The organism is Nostoc sp. CALU 546, assembly GCF_048836525.1.
This window is the reverse complement of record NZ_JAWJTF010000063.1, coordinates 29189-46477: the sequence shown is the minus strand read 5'-3', so window position 1 is coordinate 46477 and position 17289 is coordinate 29189. Positions and strand designations below refer to the sequence as shown.

14 protein-coding genes are annotated in these 17289 nt (G+C 43.0%); 10 read left to right on the top strand and 4 right to left on the bottom strand.

Annotated elements, in window-relative coordinates:
* Positions 1–12 precede the first annotated feature (12 nt).
* Entirely contained in the window at positions 13–1131 is a 1119-nt protein-coding gene (cobD, locus tag RRG12_RS26490) for a threonine-phosphate decarboxylase CobD (protein ID WP_420761234.1), read from the top strand.
* Positions 1132–1222: 91 nt separating this feature from the next.
* The gene (locus RRG12_RS26485) at positions 1223–2677 is read left to right on the top strand and encodes a dihydrolipoyl dehydrogenase family protein (protein WP_420761233.1); all 1455 of its coding nucleotides are present in this window, start codon (positions 1223–1225) and stop codon (positions 2675–2677) included.
* 172 nt (positions 2678–2849) lie between these two features.
* On the opposite strand, the gene RRG12_RS26480 is transcribed toward RRG12_RS26485, so the two are convergent.
* Both RRG12_RS26480 and RRG12_RS26475 read right to left on the bottom strand, forming a co-directional pair.
* Positions 2850–3560 carry a diacylglycerol/polyprenol kinase family protein gene (locus RRG12_RS26480; RefSeq protein WP_420761232.1) on the bottom strand — a complete coding sequence of 237 codons (711 nt, stop codon included), beginning with the start codon at positions 3558–3560 and terminating at the stop codon, positions 2850–2852.
* Positions 3561–3598: 38 nt separating this feature from the next.
* Complete coding sequence (locus RRG12_RS26475; RefSeq protein WP_420761231.1) at positions 3599–5362, bottom strand: DUF3685 domain-containing protein; 1764 nt, start codon at positions 5360–5362, stop codon at positions 3599–3601.
* A 143-nt stretch (positions 5363–5505) separates the two neighbouring features.
* On the opposite strand from RRG12_RS26475, the gene RRG12_RS26470 reads away from it, so the two are divergent.
* A complete protein-coding gene (locus tag RRG12_RS26470) occupies positions 5506–8529 on the top strand; it encodes a pentapeptide repeat-containing protein (protein WP_420761230.1) in 3024 nt (1007 codons plus the stop codon).
* Between the two features lie 100 nt (positions 8530–8629).
* Here the strand turns inward: RRG12_RS26470 and RRG12_RS26465 are convergent, their stop codons facing one another.
* Positions 8630–9076, bottom strand: a complete 447-nt coding sequence (locus RRG12_RS26465; protein ID WP_069072063.1) for a Fur family transcriptional regulator — start codon at positions 9074–9076, stop codon at positions 8630–8632.
* Positions 9077–9904: 828 nt separating this feature from the next.
* On the opposite strand from RRG12_RS26465, the gene RRG12_RS26460 reads away from it, so the two are divergent.
* From RRG12_RS26460 to RRG12_RS26445, 4 genes are all read left to right on the top strand, one after another.
* A complete protein-coding gene (locus RRG12_RS26460; protein ID WP_420761229.1) occupies positions 9905–10390 on the top strand; it encodes a CRR6 family NdhI maturation factor in 486 nt (161 codons plus the stop codon).
* Positions 10391–10479: 89 nt separating this feature from the next.
* Complete coding sequence (gene rppA / locus RRG12_RS26455; protein ID WP_181928783.1) at positions 10480–11157, top strand: two-component system response regulator RppA; 678 nt, start codon at positions 10480–10482, stop codon at positions 11155–11157.
* Positions 11158–11160: 3 nt separating this feature from the next.
* Positions 11161–12624, top strand: coding sequence for a sensor histidine kinase (locus RRG12_RS26450; protein WP_420761228.1), 1464 nt, complete (start codon positions 11161–11163; stop codon positions 12622–12624).
* Between the two features lie 173 nt (positions 12625–12797).
* Positions 12798–13172, top strand: a complete 375-nt coding sequence (locus RRG12_RS26445) for a DNA-binding protein (protein WP_420761227.1) — start codon at positions 12798–12800, stop codon at positions 13170–13172.
* A 236-nt stretch (positions 13173–13408) separates the two neighbouring features.
* Here RRG12_RS26445 and RRG12_RS26440 read toward each other — a convergent pair whose 3' ends face one another.
* A complete protein-coding gene (locus RRG12_RS26440; RefSeq protein ID WP_069072058.1) occupies positions 13409–14368 on the bottom strand; it encodes a glycosyltransferase family 9 protein in 960 nt (319 codons plus the stop codon).
* 69 nt (positions 14369–14437) lie between these two features.
* Between RRG12_RS26440 and ispD the strand changes: the two genes are divergently transcribed.
* The 3 genes from ispD (at position 14438) to RRG12_RS26425 (ending at position 17173) form a co-directional block, all read left to right on the top strand.
* Complete coding sequence (gene ispD / locus RRG12_RS26435) at positions 14438–15121, top strand: 2-C-methyl-D-erythritol 4-phosphate cytidylyltransferase (protein WP_420761226.1); 684 nt, start codon at positions 14438–14440, stop codon at positions 15119–15121.
* A gap of 199 nt (positions 15122–15320) precedes the next feature.
* Positions 15321–15863, top strand: coding sequence for an SMC-Scp complex subunit ScpB (gene scpB / locus RRG12_RS26430; RefSeq protein WP_069072056.1), 543 nt, complete (start codon positions 15321–15323; stop codon positions 15861–15863).
* Between the two features lie 98 nt (positions 15864–15961).
* Complete coding sequence (locus RRG12_RS26425) at positions 15962–17173, top strand: endonuclease (RefSeq protein ID WP_420758009.1); 1212 nt, start codon at positions 15962–15964, stop codon at positions 17171–17173.
* Positions 17174–17289 lie beyond the last annotated feature (116 nt).

Here is a 17289-nt window from a genome sequence, read left to right as displayed (position 1 = left end):
AACTCTTTTTTAATGCGGCAACCTGCACACGGGGGAAATTTAGCCTGGGCAGCAGCACTGGCTGGTTGTCCCCCTGACGCTATTCTGGATTTTTCTGCTAGCATCAGCCCATTGGGGCCTCCAAACAGCGCGATCGCTGCTATACTGTCCCAAATTGGTAATCTTAAGCACTATCCAGACCCAAACTATAGTGAACTGAGACTAGCTCTCAGTCACTTCCATCAATTGCCTTCTGAGTGGATTCTGCCGGGTAACGGCTCCGCAGAATTACTCACTTTAGTAGGTAGGGAATTAGCTCAATTAGCCGCGACAATTTTAATCACTCCAGCCTTTGGTGACTATTACCGAACCTTGGCAGCGTATAACGCTAATGTGCTGGAGTGTCCTTTGTCATTGGTGAGCCACTGCGGTCTTGGGGTCTCCCCAAGTGAAGCACGTGGCGTCACTGGTCATTGGTCATTATTCATTGACAAAGGACAAAGAACAAATGACAAAGGACTATTGCTGAATAATCCCCACAACCCAACCGGAAAACTATTTTCGCGGGACTCTATATTGCCCTACCTGGAGCAATTTGCTTTGGTTGTGGTGGATGAAGCATTTATGGATTTTGTGCCGCCTAATGAGGAACAAAGCCTGATTCCGGTGGTGCAAGAATATCCGAATTTAGTAATATTGCGATCGCTGACCAAATTTTACAGTCTTCCTGGGCTGCGATTAGGATATGCGATCGCACACCCCGACTGCCTAGCTAAATGGCAGCTATGGCGTGACCCTTGGCCTGTAAACACGCTAGCAGCAGCGGCGGCAATTGCGGCCCTTCAGGATACGGAGTTTCAGCAGCAAACCTGGGCATGGCTACCACCTGCACGAAATCAACTCTTTCAGGGTTTAGCTAAAGTACCAGGATTGCAACCCCAAGCAAGTGCTGCTAACTTTTTACTGGTTGAGTCCCAAGAATCTACGTCGCAGTTACAGCAACAATTACTCAAGCATAATCAGATTTTAATCCGCGATTGCCTTAGTTTTAAAGAACTAGGCGATCGCTTTTTCCGGGTTGCTGTACGTGAAGAGTCCGATAACCAATGCTTACTCACAGCGCTAGACTCAGTGCTGAGTGCTGAGTGCTAAGTGGGGAGTAGGGGAGTAGGGGAGATGAGATAATTTTTCACTCTCCCCAATGCCCAATGCCCCATACCCAATGCCCAATGCCCAATGACAAATGACAATTGACTACGATGTTGTAATTATTGGTGGCAGTCTTGCTGGATACTACGCTGCTCTTGCTGCAACCCAACTACGAGCTACAGTTGCTCTGGTGGAACCTAAAGTAGACTATGGGTTCACTCATCACCATGCTCTTACCGAAATCGGTAAACTGGCGCAGAAGTTGAATGATGCTGCTGGTTTTGGTATTCATGCCACACACACTAATACCTCAGAAGAATGCGACATATCTATGGCATGGCAAGAAGCGATGCTGTATGCTCAATGCGTCGCCTCAAATCTCAAAGAACAGCATTCGCCAGCCATCCTAGCCGCACAGGGAGTCGATGTCATTGTTGGCAGTGGTCAATTTCAATCTTCACCCCAACTAGCTTTTGCCGTTAACAATCGCCTCCTATGCGCCCGTACCTATTTGCTGGCCAGTGGTTCGCGTCCAGAAATTCCAGAGATTGACGGATTGGAAGCTACAGGCTACTTTACCCTATCTAATATTTGGCAATGCCTTAATCAAGCGAAATTAACCAAAAATTGGGTAATTATCGGTGGTATTCCTCAAAGCATTGAAATCGCTCAAACTTTAGCGCGATTTGGTTGCAGTGTGACGCTGGCAGTCAAGCATCCATATCTTCTACCCAATATTGACCCTGAGATAGCCATATTGCTTCAGGCACAGTTGGAAGTCGAAGGTGTGCGCGTCCTCACCGATAAACTAGTGACTCAGGTGAGGGTAATTGAGAATAAAAAGTGGATTCAAGCAGGAGATAAGGCCATTGAAACTGATGAAATTTTAGTGGCGACTGGACAACAGCCGAATCTTGAATCTCTAAATTTGGCAATGGTAGGCGTGAAATGGCATCGGCGTAGCTTAGTGGTGAATGATAAACTGCAAACCACTAACCATCGAATTTACGCTTGTGGTGATGTAATTGGTGGTTACGACTTTGCGAATGTCGCTAATTATGAAGCAAAAATTGCCCTGAACAATGCACTGTTTTTCCCCAGATTACGAGTAAATTATCGTTCCATCCCTTGGGCGATGTTTTCTGTGCCGATGGTGGCGCAAGTTGGTCTGACAGAGGCTCAGGCAAAACGCCAATTTCGTCGAGATGAAATTTTAGTTTTGCGACAGTATTTTAAAACAGTGGCAGCAGCTCAACTTCGAGGCGAAACCACTGGTATATGTAAATTAATTGTGCTACAAAATGGTGAAATTTTGGGAGCTTCAATATTGGGGTTAGAAGCTGGAGAATTAATTAATTTGATTGCGTTGGCAATGTCACAAAAAATTAAAGTCAAAGATTTAGCAAATTTATCTCCCGTCTATCCTAGTTTTTCAGAAATTCTGGAACAAACAGCAAGAGAGTGGAGTAAGCAAAAGTTAAATAGAAATATTGCTTTGCAAGAGTTTTTAGAAGGCTTTTTCCATTTCCGCCGCAATTGGAATTTGTGAGTTTGTGAGTTTGCGAGTTTGGAGTTTGGTTAAGGCAAGAGACGCGATAAATCGCCGTCTCTACAAGGATCAATCTTTTGTAGAGACGGCGATTTATCGCGTCTTTGGATCTAGAATTTTCATCAAAAAACCTTAACCGAACCGTATTGGGTACGAGGTCATTGGGAGTTCTTTAAAATCCCTGCATGATAATCCAAACTACCCCTGCCGCTACTAGAGGTACGCTGAGGTTATCTGTACCGTGAGGTGAGACTGCCTCTGCTAGGGTTGCGAAAGTAGCAGTTACCACAGCCGTTAACAAAGCCCATCCTAAATCTAAAGGTGTTGCTAGGGGACTCAGGGATGAACCAGGTAGCAACAATAGCACCAAGAAAATCACCATTGTACTGGCCATAAACATCGCTGCTGAACCTTCCCAGGAACGCACAGAATTTCCCACTTGGTACTTATGCTGTCCGAAGCGTCTACCGATTAATGCTGCTATTGCATCACCCCAGGTCATTGCCATTATCCCAGCTACAGCGATCGCAACCCTATCTACTGGCCCATCTGGTCGCCACAGTAACCCAAACAACAGCGTCACTGAGATAGCAAAATAAACTGTGCCAGGTGAGCTATCCTCTGTATCCATTGCGCCGATGAATCGGTAGCGGTAAAACAGGTAGTTTAGTCCGATAAAGGTAGCAAAAGGTATAATTCCGATTTCCCAGCGATTAAATAGCAGCAGGACGCCGAAAACCCACATTCCTGCACCAATATGAATTACTTTGCGCGTCAAATCTGGCTTTACGCCCAATAGCCTACGCAGTCCTTCGCCAATAATAAGCAGACTAGTTGCGTAAATATAAGAAATTGCTAGCCCGATAAAATCATTGTTTGTCATTTGTCATTGGTCATTTGTGATTTTGCTTTCTGGCTTGTTTACTTAGTCCGATCGCTATTTTTTCTAAAGTTCTTTTCTATTAACGAAACACTACCAATACCTTGAAGAATACCACGACCGATTAAACCTAAACCCCTACCAATTATTTGGGTTAAAATGAAGACTATACCGCTACCTACAAAGGATACTAATGTTTTTAAACGTGGTGCGATCGCATCACTAAATTCTAAAAATAATGTCACCACTAAAGGAATATTAGAAAGTTTGGCTAATTCCTGATTTCGAGGAGCATAAACTGAAGTTTTGGCAATACCACGAGGTGCAATTACAAATAAATCATAACGGCTTTCAAAAACTGCTTTTGGCTCATCTATATAATTTTTTAACCGATATTTCCATGATAAATCGTTTCTAAACCGTTCAATCTCTCTTGTAGAAATAAATTGGCGACTATATAAATTTTGCTTAATCTTTTCTACATCTGCTAAAGAGTTGAGTAGTGGTTGCACTACGCCATTAGCTATCTGAATCAACAAGTTCTCTAAAATCATTAATGCTTGGGACTTTGCTTCATGGCTCACTGCGGGATAAGAGCCATTATCAATATACAATTCTGTTTGAAATAGTAGATAACAATACAACTCACAAACTAGCGGAATTTGATTGAGGATATCTCTTTGCACTGCTTCTGTATTTTGCAGTAATAAATCAACAATTTCTATGTTTTTATCACCTATTTTTATTCTAGAAAACCTTCCAAAAAAAACTGTGATTGCTGATTGCCATAAATCGCGCAACAAGATATATTTCACTTCATATAATTGATTAATCTCAATTTGAGAAGCACGCAGTTCATCCAACTGATCAGCTAATTTTTGTAGGATAAGATAAAGTAATTCTCGTTTTTTCTCTTCACGAAAAATGTCAATTTCTAAAGCTACATCTGTGACATTCTGTAAAGGAAATTGAAGTTTGGTAATGCAAGACGCAAACAAGGCAGATTGTAGCGCTCCTGGACTAAGTAGAGGTGACATTTTCCTTTGCTCAATAGCACTACTCAACGAAGGGGTCAAAGGCGGCTCATCAGCAACCGGAATATCTTCTTCTCGCCTTTCTTGTGATGAAACCAACAACCGATTTAGCAACCAACGAGCTGCTAGCAGTTCTCGTCGCTGTCCAGCTAGAATTGCTCGATCTAAGACTGGTAATCCGGGAACTTGTAATTGGGCTGTGACTACGGCTAAGGTAGCGTCAATGTAACCAAATCCTGACAAACGTAAATTATTTCGCAGTTTAGAAAAAGGGAGTGGGGAGTGGGAAGAGACATGATTAATCGCGTCTGTACTAGGGAGTGAGGATGTGATTGCTTCTGTGTCCCGAAACCAATAGGAACCACCATCTGCAACTTCTTGCATGGCGGCGACTAATTCCGGGAGTGGTGTACCTTTCGGGCAGTAGCCATTTACACCAACAGATTTTGCAGCTAATAGCAATCCTGGTTCTTGCACAGAACTGAGAAGCAAAATTGGCAGGTTGGGATATAAGGCTCTAAGTTGCCGACAGAATTGTAAACCTAGCTGTTGACTAGTGATGGAGCGACCATTACCGAATTCCAAAACCACCAAATTTAGCTGGTTGGGGTCTTCTTGAGCAATTTCTGCTAAAATCTGCAAGGCAGCGGTATCAGTTTCTACCACTGCTATTACTTCTAGGTTAGGAATTGCTTCTAGAGTTACCCGTAATCCCAGACGAAAAATCGGGTCTTGGTCGATTAACAATAATTTTAGATGGCGATCACTCATAGTCTACTCAATTACGCAAGCACTGTTTTTTACCAATCAGAAAACAGCTTTGATACAAAACTTTGTCTTCCCCATTGTTACCTGTTTTCGCAAACTGATAAATCGATCATAATTGCCTTGTGCAGCCTTCACTGTGTAATTAAATGAACTTGAGTATTCGGCACTGGTTGGCGGAACGCTATATCCCAATCAATCAAATCAGAGGATTTTCAGCGGGACAATTGGCAGGTATTGCTTACCGGATTGTTCAGGATATGGAAGTCAAAAGCCTCATGCCTTTTGATATCTGTACCTTGGTAGAGGTTTTAGAACTGCCTTTAGGGATTGTTTGGGAAGAAATCAGTGTCATTTCCCAGTTGACAGAAAACTTGTTGCGTAGTCTCAGCCAAAAAAAACCGTTAAAACGTAATGAGGGCACATGGCTGGCGTTTCAAATTGCCTATCTTCAAGCTTTGCAAGCAATTCTAGAGCAGGAAGCAAGCTTACAAAGACCGTGGCTAGACCGGGCAAGTATACCAATCCAAGCACAAATACTTCAAGAGGGCGTGGGTAAACTCATCCTCCAAGATTCGCAACTGCAAGGATTGTTGAAAACTCTCAGCCCTGGTAAATTGACTGATACTCAAGCTGAACAAGCATTATCTTTGGTTGCAGATTCATTACTGGTGCAACAAATAAATAATGCTGCTATGGCTTGGTTAGTTGCCAATGGTGCAGAGGAAGTTGAAGCTAAACTCTTAATACAGCGTTTAGTCAACTCACTTCCTGGTCATTTACTGGTAGTCGTTACTGAAAATGCTGCCCCTTTAGCCCAACTGCAAAAATTTTTCCGTTTGGGAATTTCATTATCTCCCAGCTTGATCACTCCAGAAGTTGGTTCTACGATCGCTGAAAAAATTGATTTGCACCGAGAACATTACCGTGCAAGTTTGATTAAAAATCTGAGTATGCCTTTGCTGATGGAATCCTTTGCCCTTAAGGATCTCTATGTGCCGCAAAAAGGCTTACCAATAGAAGAAAATATTTCTGAGCAAGATAAAAAAACTGTTAAACCAGTTGATTTAAAGACTTGGGCGCAACAACAGCTAAGTGATTTAGAAACGATCGCCGTCATTGAATCGGAACCTGGTTATGGAAAAACTAGTTTTTGCCAACTTTGGGCAGCACAGGTAGCAGAAGAATTTTACCCTACTTGGATGCCTATATTAATTAAGTTACGGGATGTAAAATATGGCAAAACTTTTACCGAAACCCTAAATTCTGCTTTTCCTGTTAATCTTTCAACTTGGTTAGAGCAAGAAAATCTGCCTTGTCTATTGCTGCTGGATGGTTTGGATGAACTGCCCCCTTCTGCTCAAGGTATCAGGGCAAAAGCCATTTTTATTCAGCAATTACTGAACTTTAAATTTCAGTATAGACACAAAATTGTGTTAACGAGTCGGTCAACAACATTACAGGAAATCGCCCCAGAGATCCCGTTGCCATTGAGGCGAATTATCATTCAGCCCTTCGATGTGGATGAACTCAAACAATGGTTTCAGCAATGGGCAAAAGTGCAATCGTTAGCGATCGCTCAAAATTTCTTTACATTGTTAAAACAGGCGGGTTTATTTACCAGCCAGTCCAAGTTAAGAGAATTATCTGCTCTGATCCGCCAACCCTTAATGCTGCATTTATTGGGCATTTTACACCGCGACGGACTGCTAGATGATGAACTATTGCAATTAGCCGCTAATGCTCCAAAGTCTTCTCTGTTATGGGAAATTTATCATCGTCTGAGTCGATGGTTATTGGGTTATCCGCTAACTGGTGGGATCAAGACGATGCTACTGCGTACAGGATCGGCTCATATCCACCGAACTCCAGAAGCGATCGCTAATTTACTCGCTAATCGTCATCCCCAAGATTTACTTGAGCAGATGCAAGCGATCGCTCTCAAAATTTTACACTCGCAACGTCATCAAATTAATCTGGCTGGTGAATTTAATCCTCTACCAGGCTTTTATTTTAAAATTCGGGATTTAGAAAGCGCAGCCAAAAGTAGTTTAATTGAGTTTTCGCATCTGAAGCTAGGAGAATCTCTTTGTGCAGATGCCATTGCTGCCCAACTTAAATTTCTAACTCAGTACCAAAATGAGGTTTATGGTAGCCTTGTTTTTGTGCTTGATTCTCCTAGTAGCGTTGCCCAGCATATTTACAATTTACTGGGTTACGGGATACTTAGCCAAGAAATTGAAGAACTGGCGATCGCAATTTTACGCCGGGAGCAAAAGCACAAATTTTCTTTTGAAGTATTGTTCCAACGGCTTTTGTCTTTTTGGCGTGCTTACTGTCAAGGGCGTTGGCTAGACGAAGGAATAGCCCACAAAGCTTTGACTCATTTCCACACACTGCAAAATCCGGTGAATGTTGAGCAAGTGAATGCTGCTGTGGGACTAAATGTGTTTTTATTGCTTTGTGCGTGCTATCGAGAAACAAAAATCCCTTTTTGGCCTTGTGGGAATCCGCTCAATTTCACAGAATTCAATCCAGAGGCTTTAAGTGTCCTAATTGCGAGGACAACCGTTTTGCACAAAAGTGCCTTCGCAACCCGAATCAAGTCTTTAGCTGGACTCAATTTATCAGGAGCCTCTTTATTGCAAGTAATGTTAATTGGGGTAAATCTTGAGCAGACAAACTTATCCAATGCGGAGTTAATCGGGGCGAATTTGGCTGGAGCTAATTTGCAACAGGCTAACCTCGCAGGTGCAAACCTGCAACAGGCTAACCTCGTAGGTGCAAACCTGCAACAGGCTAACCTTACAGGCGCAAACCTACGACAGGCTAACCTTATGGGGATAAATCTTAATTCTGCCAACCTTACTAACGCCTGTTTATTTGACACCATTTTGACTGAGGCTAACAAAAAATTAGCTACAGATAATGGTGGCTTGTTCTCTAAAGAGTCATTTCAAAAACTGAAAAGTTTGCGTAGTTTACCGCTCCAGGCATCGCAGCAACCCTTCTTAAACACTGTCCACATTGCGACAAACACAGATGTTAATTGGAGCAACACACCTGCGATCGGACTAATTGAAAGCTGCGAAGGAACTATTGTACCAATAGATTTATACGATGATGATGCCGATGATGAGACAGTTTTTGGCAATAATGTTATTGGAGAATAGGGAATTGGGCATTGGGCATTGGGCATCGGGCATTAATCAAAAATTTCTCCTTTGTCCCTCTATTCCCTACTCCCCACTCCCCATTCCCCAATAGCATTCCCTAACCCTCTTGCGGATTCCGGTAGCCAAAAAAGTTAATACTGTAGTCAGTAATCTGCACTCCTGTTTCTTCTTCAATTTTGCGGATCAAATCTTCTGGTAGTTCCACATGAACATCAAGAATTTGATTTGTATCCACACAGTTTATGTGACTGTGAGAGTCACTGATATTGCCGTACAAACGCCCATCACAGCGTTCAATACATTCAATGATGCCTTGACTGGATAATGCTTCTAAGTTTTGATAAACAGAAGTATGACCGATCTCTTTGCCTTGTTGATTCAAGCGATCGTAAATCTCTCTTGCCGCAAGATGTTCATTTGCTTGCCAAAGTAATTCCAGAATAAAGCGACGCTGACGACTGACGCGCATACCCAGAATTTGACAGCGCTCAAGCGCATCTTCTAAAGAACGAATTGGTTTTGTCGTAATTGTTTGTTTTTGCATATTACAGCTTGTTAACTGTTAGGGGAATTTTCCCGTCTAAAATGTTTATTGGTTATTTAATATATGCAATAATATTGCACACCATTGTTCTACCTGTACTTATGTTTTGGCTTTTTGATGCTGCGGAAGTAACAGGTGGCGATAAATAATGATCTATTTTTTGGTTGTTGATGGCTACTTTGTCAGACCTTAATCTAAAACAAACTCATTACAACTTTAACTTAAAATTGCTGTAAATGTCCACCTTGGGGCAAGTGTTGCCTTACCCAAGTAGGCTAATTCTAATGGCATACATATTAATCGTGTGGTAACTTTTTAATAAAATGTCGGTATTTATCGCAACTAGAAAAGTAACAATTAAGTGTAGCAAAATCTAGTGTACGTGAGTGGTGTAGGCATAGCCCACCGCAGTCATTGCCATAGGCTTATATCAAGGCTAGCAACTAAATAGACCTCTTGCAAAAGTGCTTTTTGCAAGAGGTGGGAAAAGGGTAAAGGTTAAAGGGGAAAGGCAAAATACAGAACCTTTCCCTTTCCCCTTCCCCTTTTCCCGACTTCTGCAAGAAGTCCAATAATCTGTCAAGTTTGTAGTCAGCACTTTAGTCCTTATTTTCTAAGCACTAAAGTGCTTACTACAAACCCTCAAAACTTGAGAAGCTCTGACTTGAATCTAAACCTTGTATAGGTTGACCAAATTATCAGCAAAAAAGTATCAGTAAATACTAATTGATTTGTGAACAAGACTTTGTGATCCTAAAGGTCAATCTAGCGTCAAGCCCTGAAAGCTGCTACTGTAGATTGTCGATCCTAAAGTTGAGCAAAAAGAAAGTGGCTGCTGAGTCAAAGACAATTGCGATCGCACTCAATAATGACCTGATTAACAATCTGGATATATCTCCTGCGTCAACGGTGCTTGAACAACTGCTGCAAGATGGGATTGCATCCCATGAACAGCAACTACGCTTTGATATCAATTACGATCTTGAACCTGACGATCCACGGGAACTATCAGAAATTCCAGAAATCCGGCTGTGGTTTGTGCGCCTAGATGCCAAATACCCCTGGTTAGCATTTTTACTAGATTGGAAAGCTGGAGAATTTGCTCGTTATGCCGCCATGCTAGTACCACACCAATTCAGTTCCAAAGAAGGCATTCAGTACAATCCTGAAGCCTTAGAGATATTTTTAATGCACAAAATCTTTGTCTTAGGTGATTGGCTCAAACAGCAAGACATCCCCAGTCTCTCGCGCCTGAAATCCATGGCCCAAATGCTAGGTTATGAATTAGATGACGCTTTTTTTGAGATATTTTAGCTGCGTGAAAGTTAAGTTGGCACTCTAAAATCAAACTATGCTAAAACCCAATTCCCCATTCCCCATTCCCAACTAGCTGCAATTGAACAATGCGGATTTTGCTAGTAGAAGACGATCCAGAGCAAATAGAACCGCTCCATGACGCCTTGGCTCGTTCAGGGCATATTGTGGATGCCGTCGAAGATGGGGCAACAGCCCAATGGTTGATGGGTGAAAAAGATTACGATCTGCTGATTTTTGACTGGATGTTGCCTGATGAAGATGGTATCTTTCTGTGCAAACAGTATCGTCAAGCAGGAAAAGCGTCTCCTATCTTGATGTTGACGGCAAAAGATACCACTGTCGATAAAGTGATGGGGCTAGATGCCGGAGCCGATGATTACCTTGTCAAACCTGTAGATATTGAAGAATTACTGGCACGGGTGCGGGCATTGCGACGGCGATCGCCCCTGTGGTGTGGTGATGCTTTGCAAGTCAACGGGCTATCGCTCCATCTCGACACCATGCGCCTGGAATGGGGAAGCAGTAGCTTGAAATTGAAAAGCCGAGATTTTCAATTACTAGAGTACATGATGCGCCATCCTCGGCAAATTCTCACCCACGATCAGATCGAACAGGCACTCTGGGAATGGGGACAAGAACCTGAGAGTAATGCCGTAGTTGCTCGTGTAAAACGCTTGCGTCAACGACTGCGCGAGATTGGTGTAGAAACTTGGATTGAAACCGTTTATGGCACTGGCTATCGTTTAGAACCTCCTGCGGGGTAATCTATGGCTTATCGGGTTCAACGGCTCTATCAAAGCTGGCAAACTTTGCCAATTCGAGTACGGGGAACAGCGATCGTTGCCATTCCCATAACCTGCTTGTTTATGGCTCTATCAGCCTTTGCTTGGCTAAAAGCCAGTCTGGTAGAAGATGAAACCTGGGTGCAGCATACTCAAACAGTACGGCTAGAAACAAAACAGCTTCTCAACGCCTTGATTGATGCTGAAACTGGAGTTCGAGGTTATGGGTTAACTCAACGGGAGGAATTTTTAGCTCCTTATAAGCAAGCTCAGACAATTATTCCTCCATCCTTGAATCGATTAGAAAAACTGGTACAAGACAATGCCCAACAAACCCAGCAAATTAAAAAAATTCGCACACTGGTTGATGATAATTTAGAAATATTTCAGCAGAAATTAACCTTACAGCGAGAACTGAAACGAATTCGTGGACAAACTGATACCTTGGTTCCCGTAGCGTCCCTTTATGAGTGGTTGGAGGAAGGGAAATTAACGATGGATCAGGCGCGTCAAGAAATAGATCGCTTCGCTCAAACCGAGGAAGAATTATTAGTACAACGCATACAACATCAAGATTTTTATCGGCAAATTACCTGGATTGTATTGTGTATTTCTGTTGTATTTGGAACGATCGCAGCTTTGTTTGCAGTTCATCTTTTCTATCAACTGGAGCGAGAGTTAGCGAACCGAGAAATCAATCTGCGAGAAACCAATCAGCGTTTAGAAATAGTCTGCGATCAACTCCAGCGATTTACTGCCAATGCTTCTCACGAACTCCGGGCCCCCTTAGCGGCAATCATGAGCAATGCCCAAGTTGGGCTAATGGATTTAGATGAGTTAGACGACTCACTAATGAAACTGCGAAAGCGCATTGAGAAGATTATCAGCCTTACCAAACAGATGAGTACGTTGGTGGGTGATTTGTTATTCCTGGCGCGACACGAAGGATTATTGGCTCCTGACTCGATGGAATCGGTGAATTTAACAGAGCTTTTAGGGAGTATGTCTACTGAATGGTTGTCACAGGCAAAAATTCATTCTTTAGAACTTACCAGTCAGTTACCCGATACGGCTGTTGTAGTTCAGGGTGATGCAAACTTGTTACAACAAGCGATCGCTAATCTCCTCAGCAACGCCTGTCGCTATACAACCCCTGGCGGAACCATTGAACTGCGCCTGATTAGACAGCTAGAACAAGCTTTAATTCAGGTTAAAGATACTGGAATTGGCATTCCCAGCCATGCATTACCTCATGTATTTGAACGGTTTTACCGAGCTGATCCAAAACGTTCTAGAGCATCGGGTGGATTTGGACTAGGATTAGCGATCGCCCAGCAAATTGTTCAGGTTCACGGGGGACAAATCAGTGTCACCAGTACACTCGATCAAGGCTCAACCTTTCAAATTACCCTGCCACTTTTGACGCAATACGCTTGGGTTAAGGGCTAATTATACAAAATTGTGGGTTTTCGAGACGCGATAAATCGCCGTCTCTACAAGTGTTTTGGTCTTATTTGAACTGTATTGACTTTTGACCCACAAATCCAAACAAATTGTGGTCATTTTTTGGTCATACTTCCTGTTTACATTTTATCCAGTGAAGTTCAAACCAATAAATTCTTATGAAAACCACTGTTGCTATGACCTTTACATCTGCACTGTTAGCGGTAGTTATTCCCACCGCTCAAGCACAGATCCCAATCCGTGATTTGCAGCGCGATCCAGGAGTCAGTGTTTCTGGTGAAATTCGCAGTGTTGTTGGCAATGAATTTATATTAGAGGATGGCACTGGACAGATTATTGTCGATGCCGGGCCACGTTGGCATCATCAGCTAAATTTGCGCCAGGGTGAAAAAGTGACTGTCGTAGGAGAATACGACGACTATGATTTTGATGCCTTTAGCATCACTCGCAGTAACGGAGAAGTGATTCGCATTCGCAATGCGGGAGGCCCACCCCCTTGGGCAGGTGGACGGGGACGGCGCGATCGCAAATAAGCACAAAGTATTGAGAAAAATCTGTTTTTTGTAGAGACGCGATTTATCGCGTCTTCAAAGACCAATTATCTACACCAATAACCCTTAACCCAACCGTATTGGTTTTTAGCCTGGTTTTAAATACTGAAATAACCGCAAAATCTAGCTGTCACAACCAGGTTTTGCGGTCATTCACAAACGTATAACTACATTGGATATCCAATAGACTTATTGCAGAAATCGGGACAAACTGCCCTTTAGCCACCCCAAATCTTTTCCAAAACGGCGTTTGGTGAAACATCCGCCGTTTTTCCCGTGGGGGATGCAATAGCCAGGAATTTATCGTTTTTTGGCAACAACTTAGCTGGATCAGTAGGCCCAAACAGAGCAATGGTATAAGTTTGGACTGCAACACTCAGTTGTAGTGCTGCATTATCAGTAGACAACATCAAATTTGCCCCGGCGATCATAGCAGTTAACTTGCCAATATCATCTGGAGAAGTCACCTTGATATCTGGAGAAGACCCCAGAAGCGATCGCACAAACTGCTCATCGTCAGTTCCCTTAATCACCACCACAGGCAAATCCGGCTGCTTATCTTGGAAGCCTTGAATAATTTGATGCCAACTTTCGACAGGGTAAATTTTATCCTGTTCTTTAGCCTGGGATAACTGGCCAAAACCGCCATGAATCAAGATATAGCCTGTTTCATTCACCCCTAAGCGTTTTTGTTCCTTTTGTGCCCACTCAATGTCTGGTTTGGGCACATTTACTGCTAACTCTGGGACAGGACTATTTATTTCCAATGGTTGCAGCAAATCGTGATATACTGCCGCCGCATACTGGGATGGTTTAAATGGCACAGCGTGGGTCAGAAAAACCGAACCTTTGCCTTTGTAGCCAATACGTATGGGAATTCCCGTCAACCAGAGCAAAAGACCAAGCAACCAAATTTGCTTAACAGCAATGACGACATCGTATTCGCGATCGCGAATGTTGCCGATCAAGTTACCCCAATCTGCCAGACTATTACGGTCTTGAAAATCAAAGTTCAGCACCTCGTGAACTGACTTGCTCACTCGGTAGGCAGCCTTTGACCGGGGTTCAACAACGACATCTATCTGAGCGTTAGGGTAATGGCGCTTCAGGTCATCTAGAGTCGGAAAGAAGAGAATTTGGTCGCCAATTCCGCCAGGTACAAGGGCTACTACTCGCATAATATTTATTGACGCTTACTCGCTCCCTATTTTAGGGGAAAATATATAGCTTAAAGATTGAGGAATTCTGTGTATTTACTAATTCCAGCTGCGGGCATCGGAAAAAGAATGGGGAGTAACCGCAATAAACTCCTACTGAAAGTGCGATCGCAACCAATTATTGCTTGGACTCTATTAGCCGCAGAAGCCGCCACTACCATCAGTTGGATCGGGATTATTTCTCAGCCGACTGATTGGCCGGACTTCAAGGCAATTCTCGCCGATCTCAAGCTGACTAAACCAGTAGAATTCATTCAAGGCGGCTCCACCCGCCAAGAATCTGTTTACAATGGCTTGCAATCTCTGCCGGTAGATGCAGAACAAGTGTTGATTCACGATGGCGCTAGATGCCTAGCCACACCAGATTTATTTAACTCTTGTGCCGAAGCCATTCGCCACTGTCCCGGTTTAATTGCTGGTGTACCCGTCAAAGACACCATCAAAATTGTCGATGAACAAGGCATAATTCAAGAAACACCCGATAGACGAAAATTGTGGGCAGCACAAACTCCCCAAGGATTTGATGTCAAGTTGTTGAAACAGTGCCATGCTGAAGGTGTTCGTCAAGGTTGGGAAGTAACTGACGACGCTGCTTTATTTGAAAAGTGCGGTATTGAAGTCCGAATTGTCGAGGGAGAGGAGACAAATTTGAAAGTGACAACTCCACAAGATTTAGCGATCGCAGAATTTATTCTCACAACTAGAGGCTTTTGAGAAGGGAATAGGTTACAGGTTACAGGGTACAGATTATTCCCTATCACCTGTCACCTCTCCCCTCTCCCCTAATCCCAATACCCAATTTGAGAGTTTCAAACAATATTTTGACAATTTACGATATAATGCCACACACTTATTGATTGTTAGTTGTCATGTACTAATGACCAATGACTAATGACCAATGACTAATAACTAAATGATTACAGCCACAGCGACGAAGATAGAAGCAATTCTTTATTTAAAGGGTAAACCCTTGTCGCTCGGCGAAATCGCCGAGTATGCCGCCTGCGATCGCGCCAGTGTCAAAGAAGGCATAATTGAACTCATGGACAACTATGCCCACCGAGATAGCGCCTTAGAGGTGGTAGAAACTCCAGATGGTTATAGTTTGCAACTACGGTCTGATTTTCATGATTTAGTGCAAACGATGATACCAGTAGAATTGGGTGTAGGTGCATTACGGACTTTAGCAGCGATCGCCCTTAATAGTCCCATACTCCAAAGTGACTTGATTAACCTGCGAGGTTCAGGAGTATATCAGCACGTTCCAGAACTCGTAGAACTGGGTTTCATCCGCAAACGCCGAGACAGCGATTCTCGTTCCTACTCACTCCAAGTAACCCCAAAATTTCATCAGTATTTCCAAATCGAACAACTCCCCCAAATACTTGCCACCACACAAAAGGAAGAACAACTAGAACTAGAGCTAGAACTAAAGGGAGTAGGGAGTGGGGAGTAGGGAGCTTTCAAGGGTAGGTATTTAATAAAGGCGTATTTTTGCAGGTAAAATACTATCTAGCTTTTATCAGCAGAATTACTACGGGTGCAGGAGGGTGAATGCAAGTAGGAAAAAGCGAGGAATTAAGAGAATGGACTAGAAAAGTAATTGAAAAAATGCCAAATCTCACAAAACCTCAAGCTGTTGTACTGGCAATGTGGACTTTTGGGATAGTAATGACCCAATCAAGTGGACTGACAACGGTTTCAGTATTTTTAGCAGAACTACTGGGTAAAAAGGAGAATACTATACGTCAGCAACTGCGGGAATGGTATCGAGACGCAGAAGATAAAACAAAAACTGGTCGAACTTCATTGGATGTGACATCTTGTTTTAGTCCACTACTATCTTGGATTCTAAGTCTTTGGCCTAAAGGTGAAAAACGTCTAGCATTGGCAGCAGATGCTTCAACTTTAAGCGATCGCTTTACTGTATTAGCAATTAGCATTGTTTACCGTGGCTGTGGAATTCCAATTGCCTGGAAAATAGTTGAAGCTACCATTCCTGGAAGTTGGAAACCTCACTGGGAAGAATTATTTCGCCATATAGACAAAACTGTACCACCAGATTGGTTTGTAATTGTCACCACAGATAGAGGGCTTTATGCTGAGTGGTTGTATCAACAAATCTTGAACTGTGGTTGGCATCCTTTTATGCGGATTAACCTTCAGGGGCAGTTTCAAATTAAAGGTACTGTTTCTTGGCTACCTCTAAATACTCTTGTTCGAGAAGTTGGTCAGTCATTTGAGTCATTGGTAACTTGTTTCAAAAGTAACCCGATTGAATGTACATTGTTAGCCCGTCATGACGAGGGCTATGCCGAACCTTGGTTAATTCTCACCGATTTACAACCCGAAGTTGCGGATGCTTGTTGGTATTCGATGCGCTCTTGGATTGAATGTCTATTTAAAGACGGTAAAAGAGGTGGTTTTGCTTGGCATCAAACTAAAATGACAGATACCAAACGAGCCGAGAGACATTGGTTAGCGATCGCAATCGCTACTTTATGGCAGGTTAGTGTTGGAGGTGCTATTGATGCCAATTTGCCTATTAGTAGTTTAGACGAATTACCACAAACCCACGTTGCACGACGCAATTTGAAAAATAGTGTCTTCCATCGTTGTCTCTCATGTTTCCGTCGTGGATTTTTAGTGATTAAGGCTGCCGTTCTTAATCGTCTTCCCCTACCTCAAGGTAGCTTTTTCCCTGAACCTTGGCCTTCCTTGACTCCACAACTCCATGTCTCTCAAATCACCCTCTCTACTGCCTGATTTTTAAATACCTACCCTTGAAAGGGAGTAGGGAGTGGGGGATTAGCTAGATGGGGATGAGGAGGATGAGGGAGCAGCGGAGGCAAAAGAAGAAGAACTATTCCCCATTCCCCATT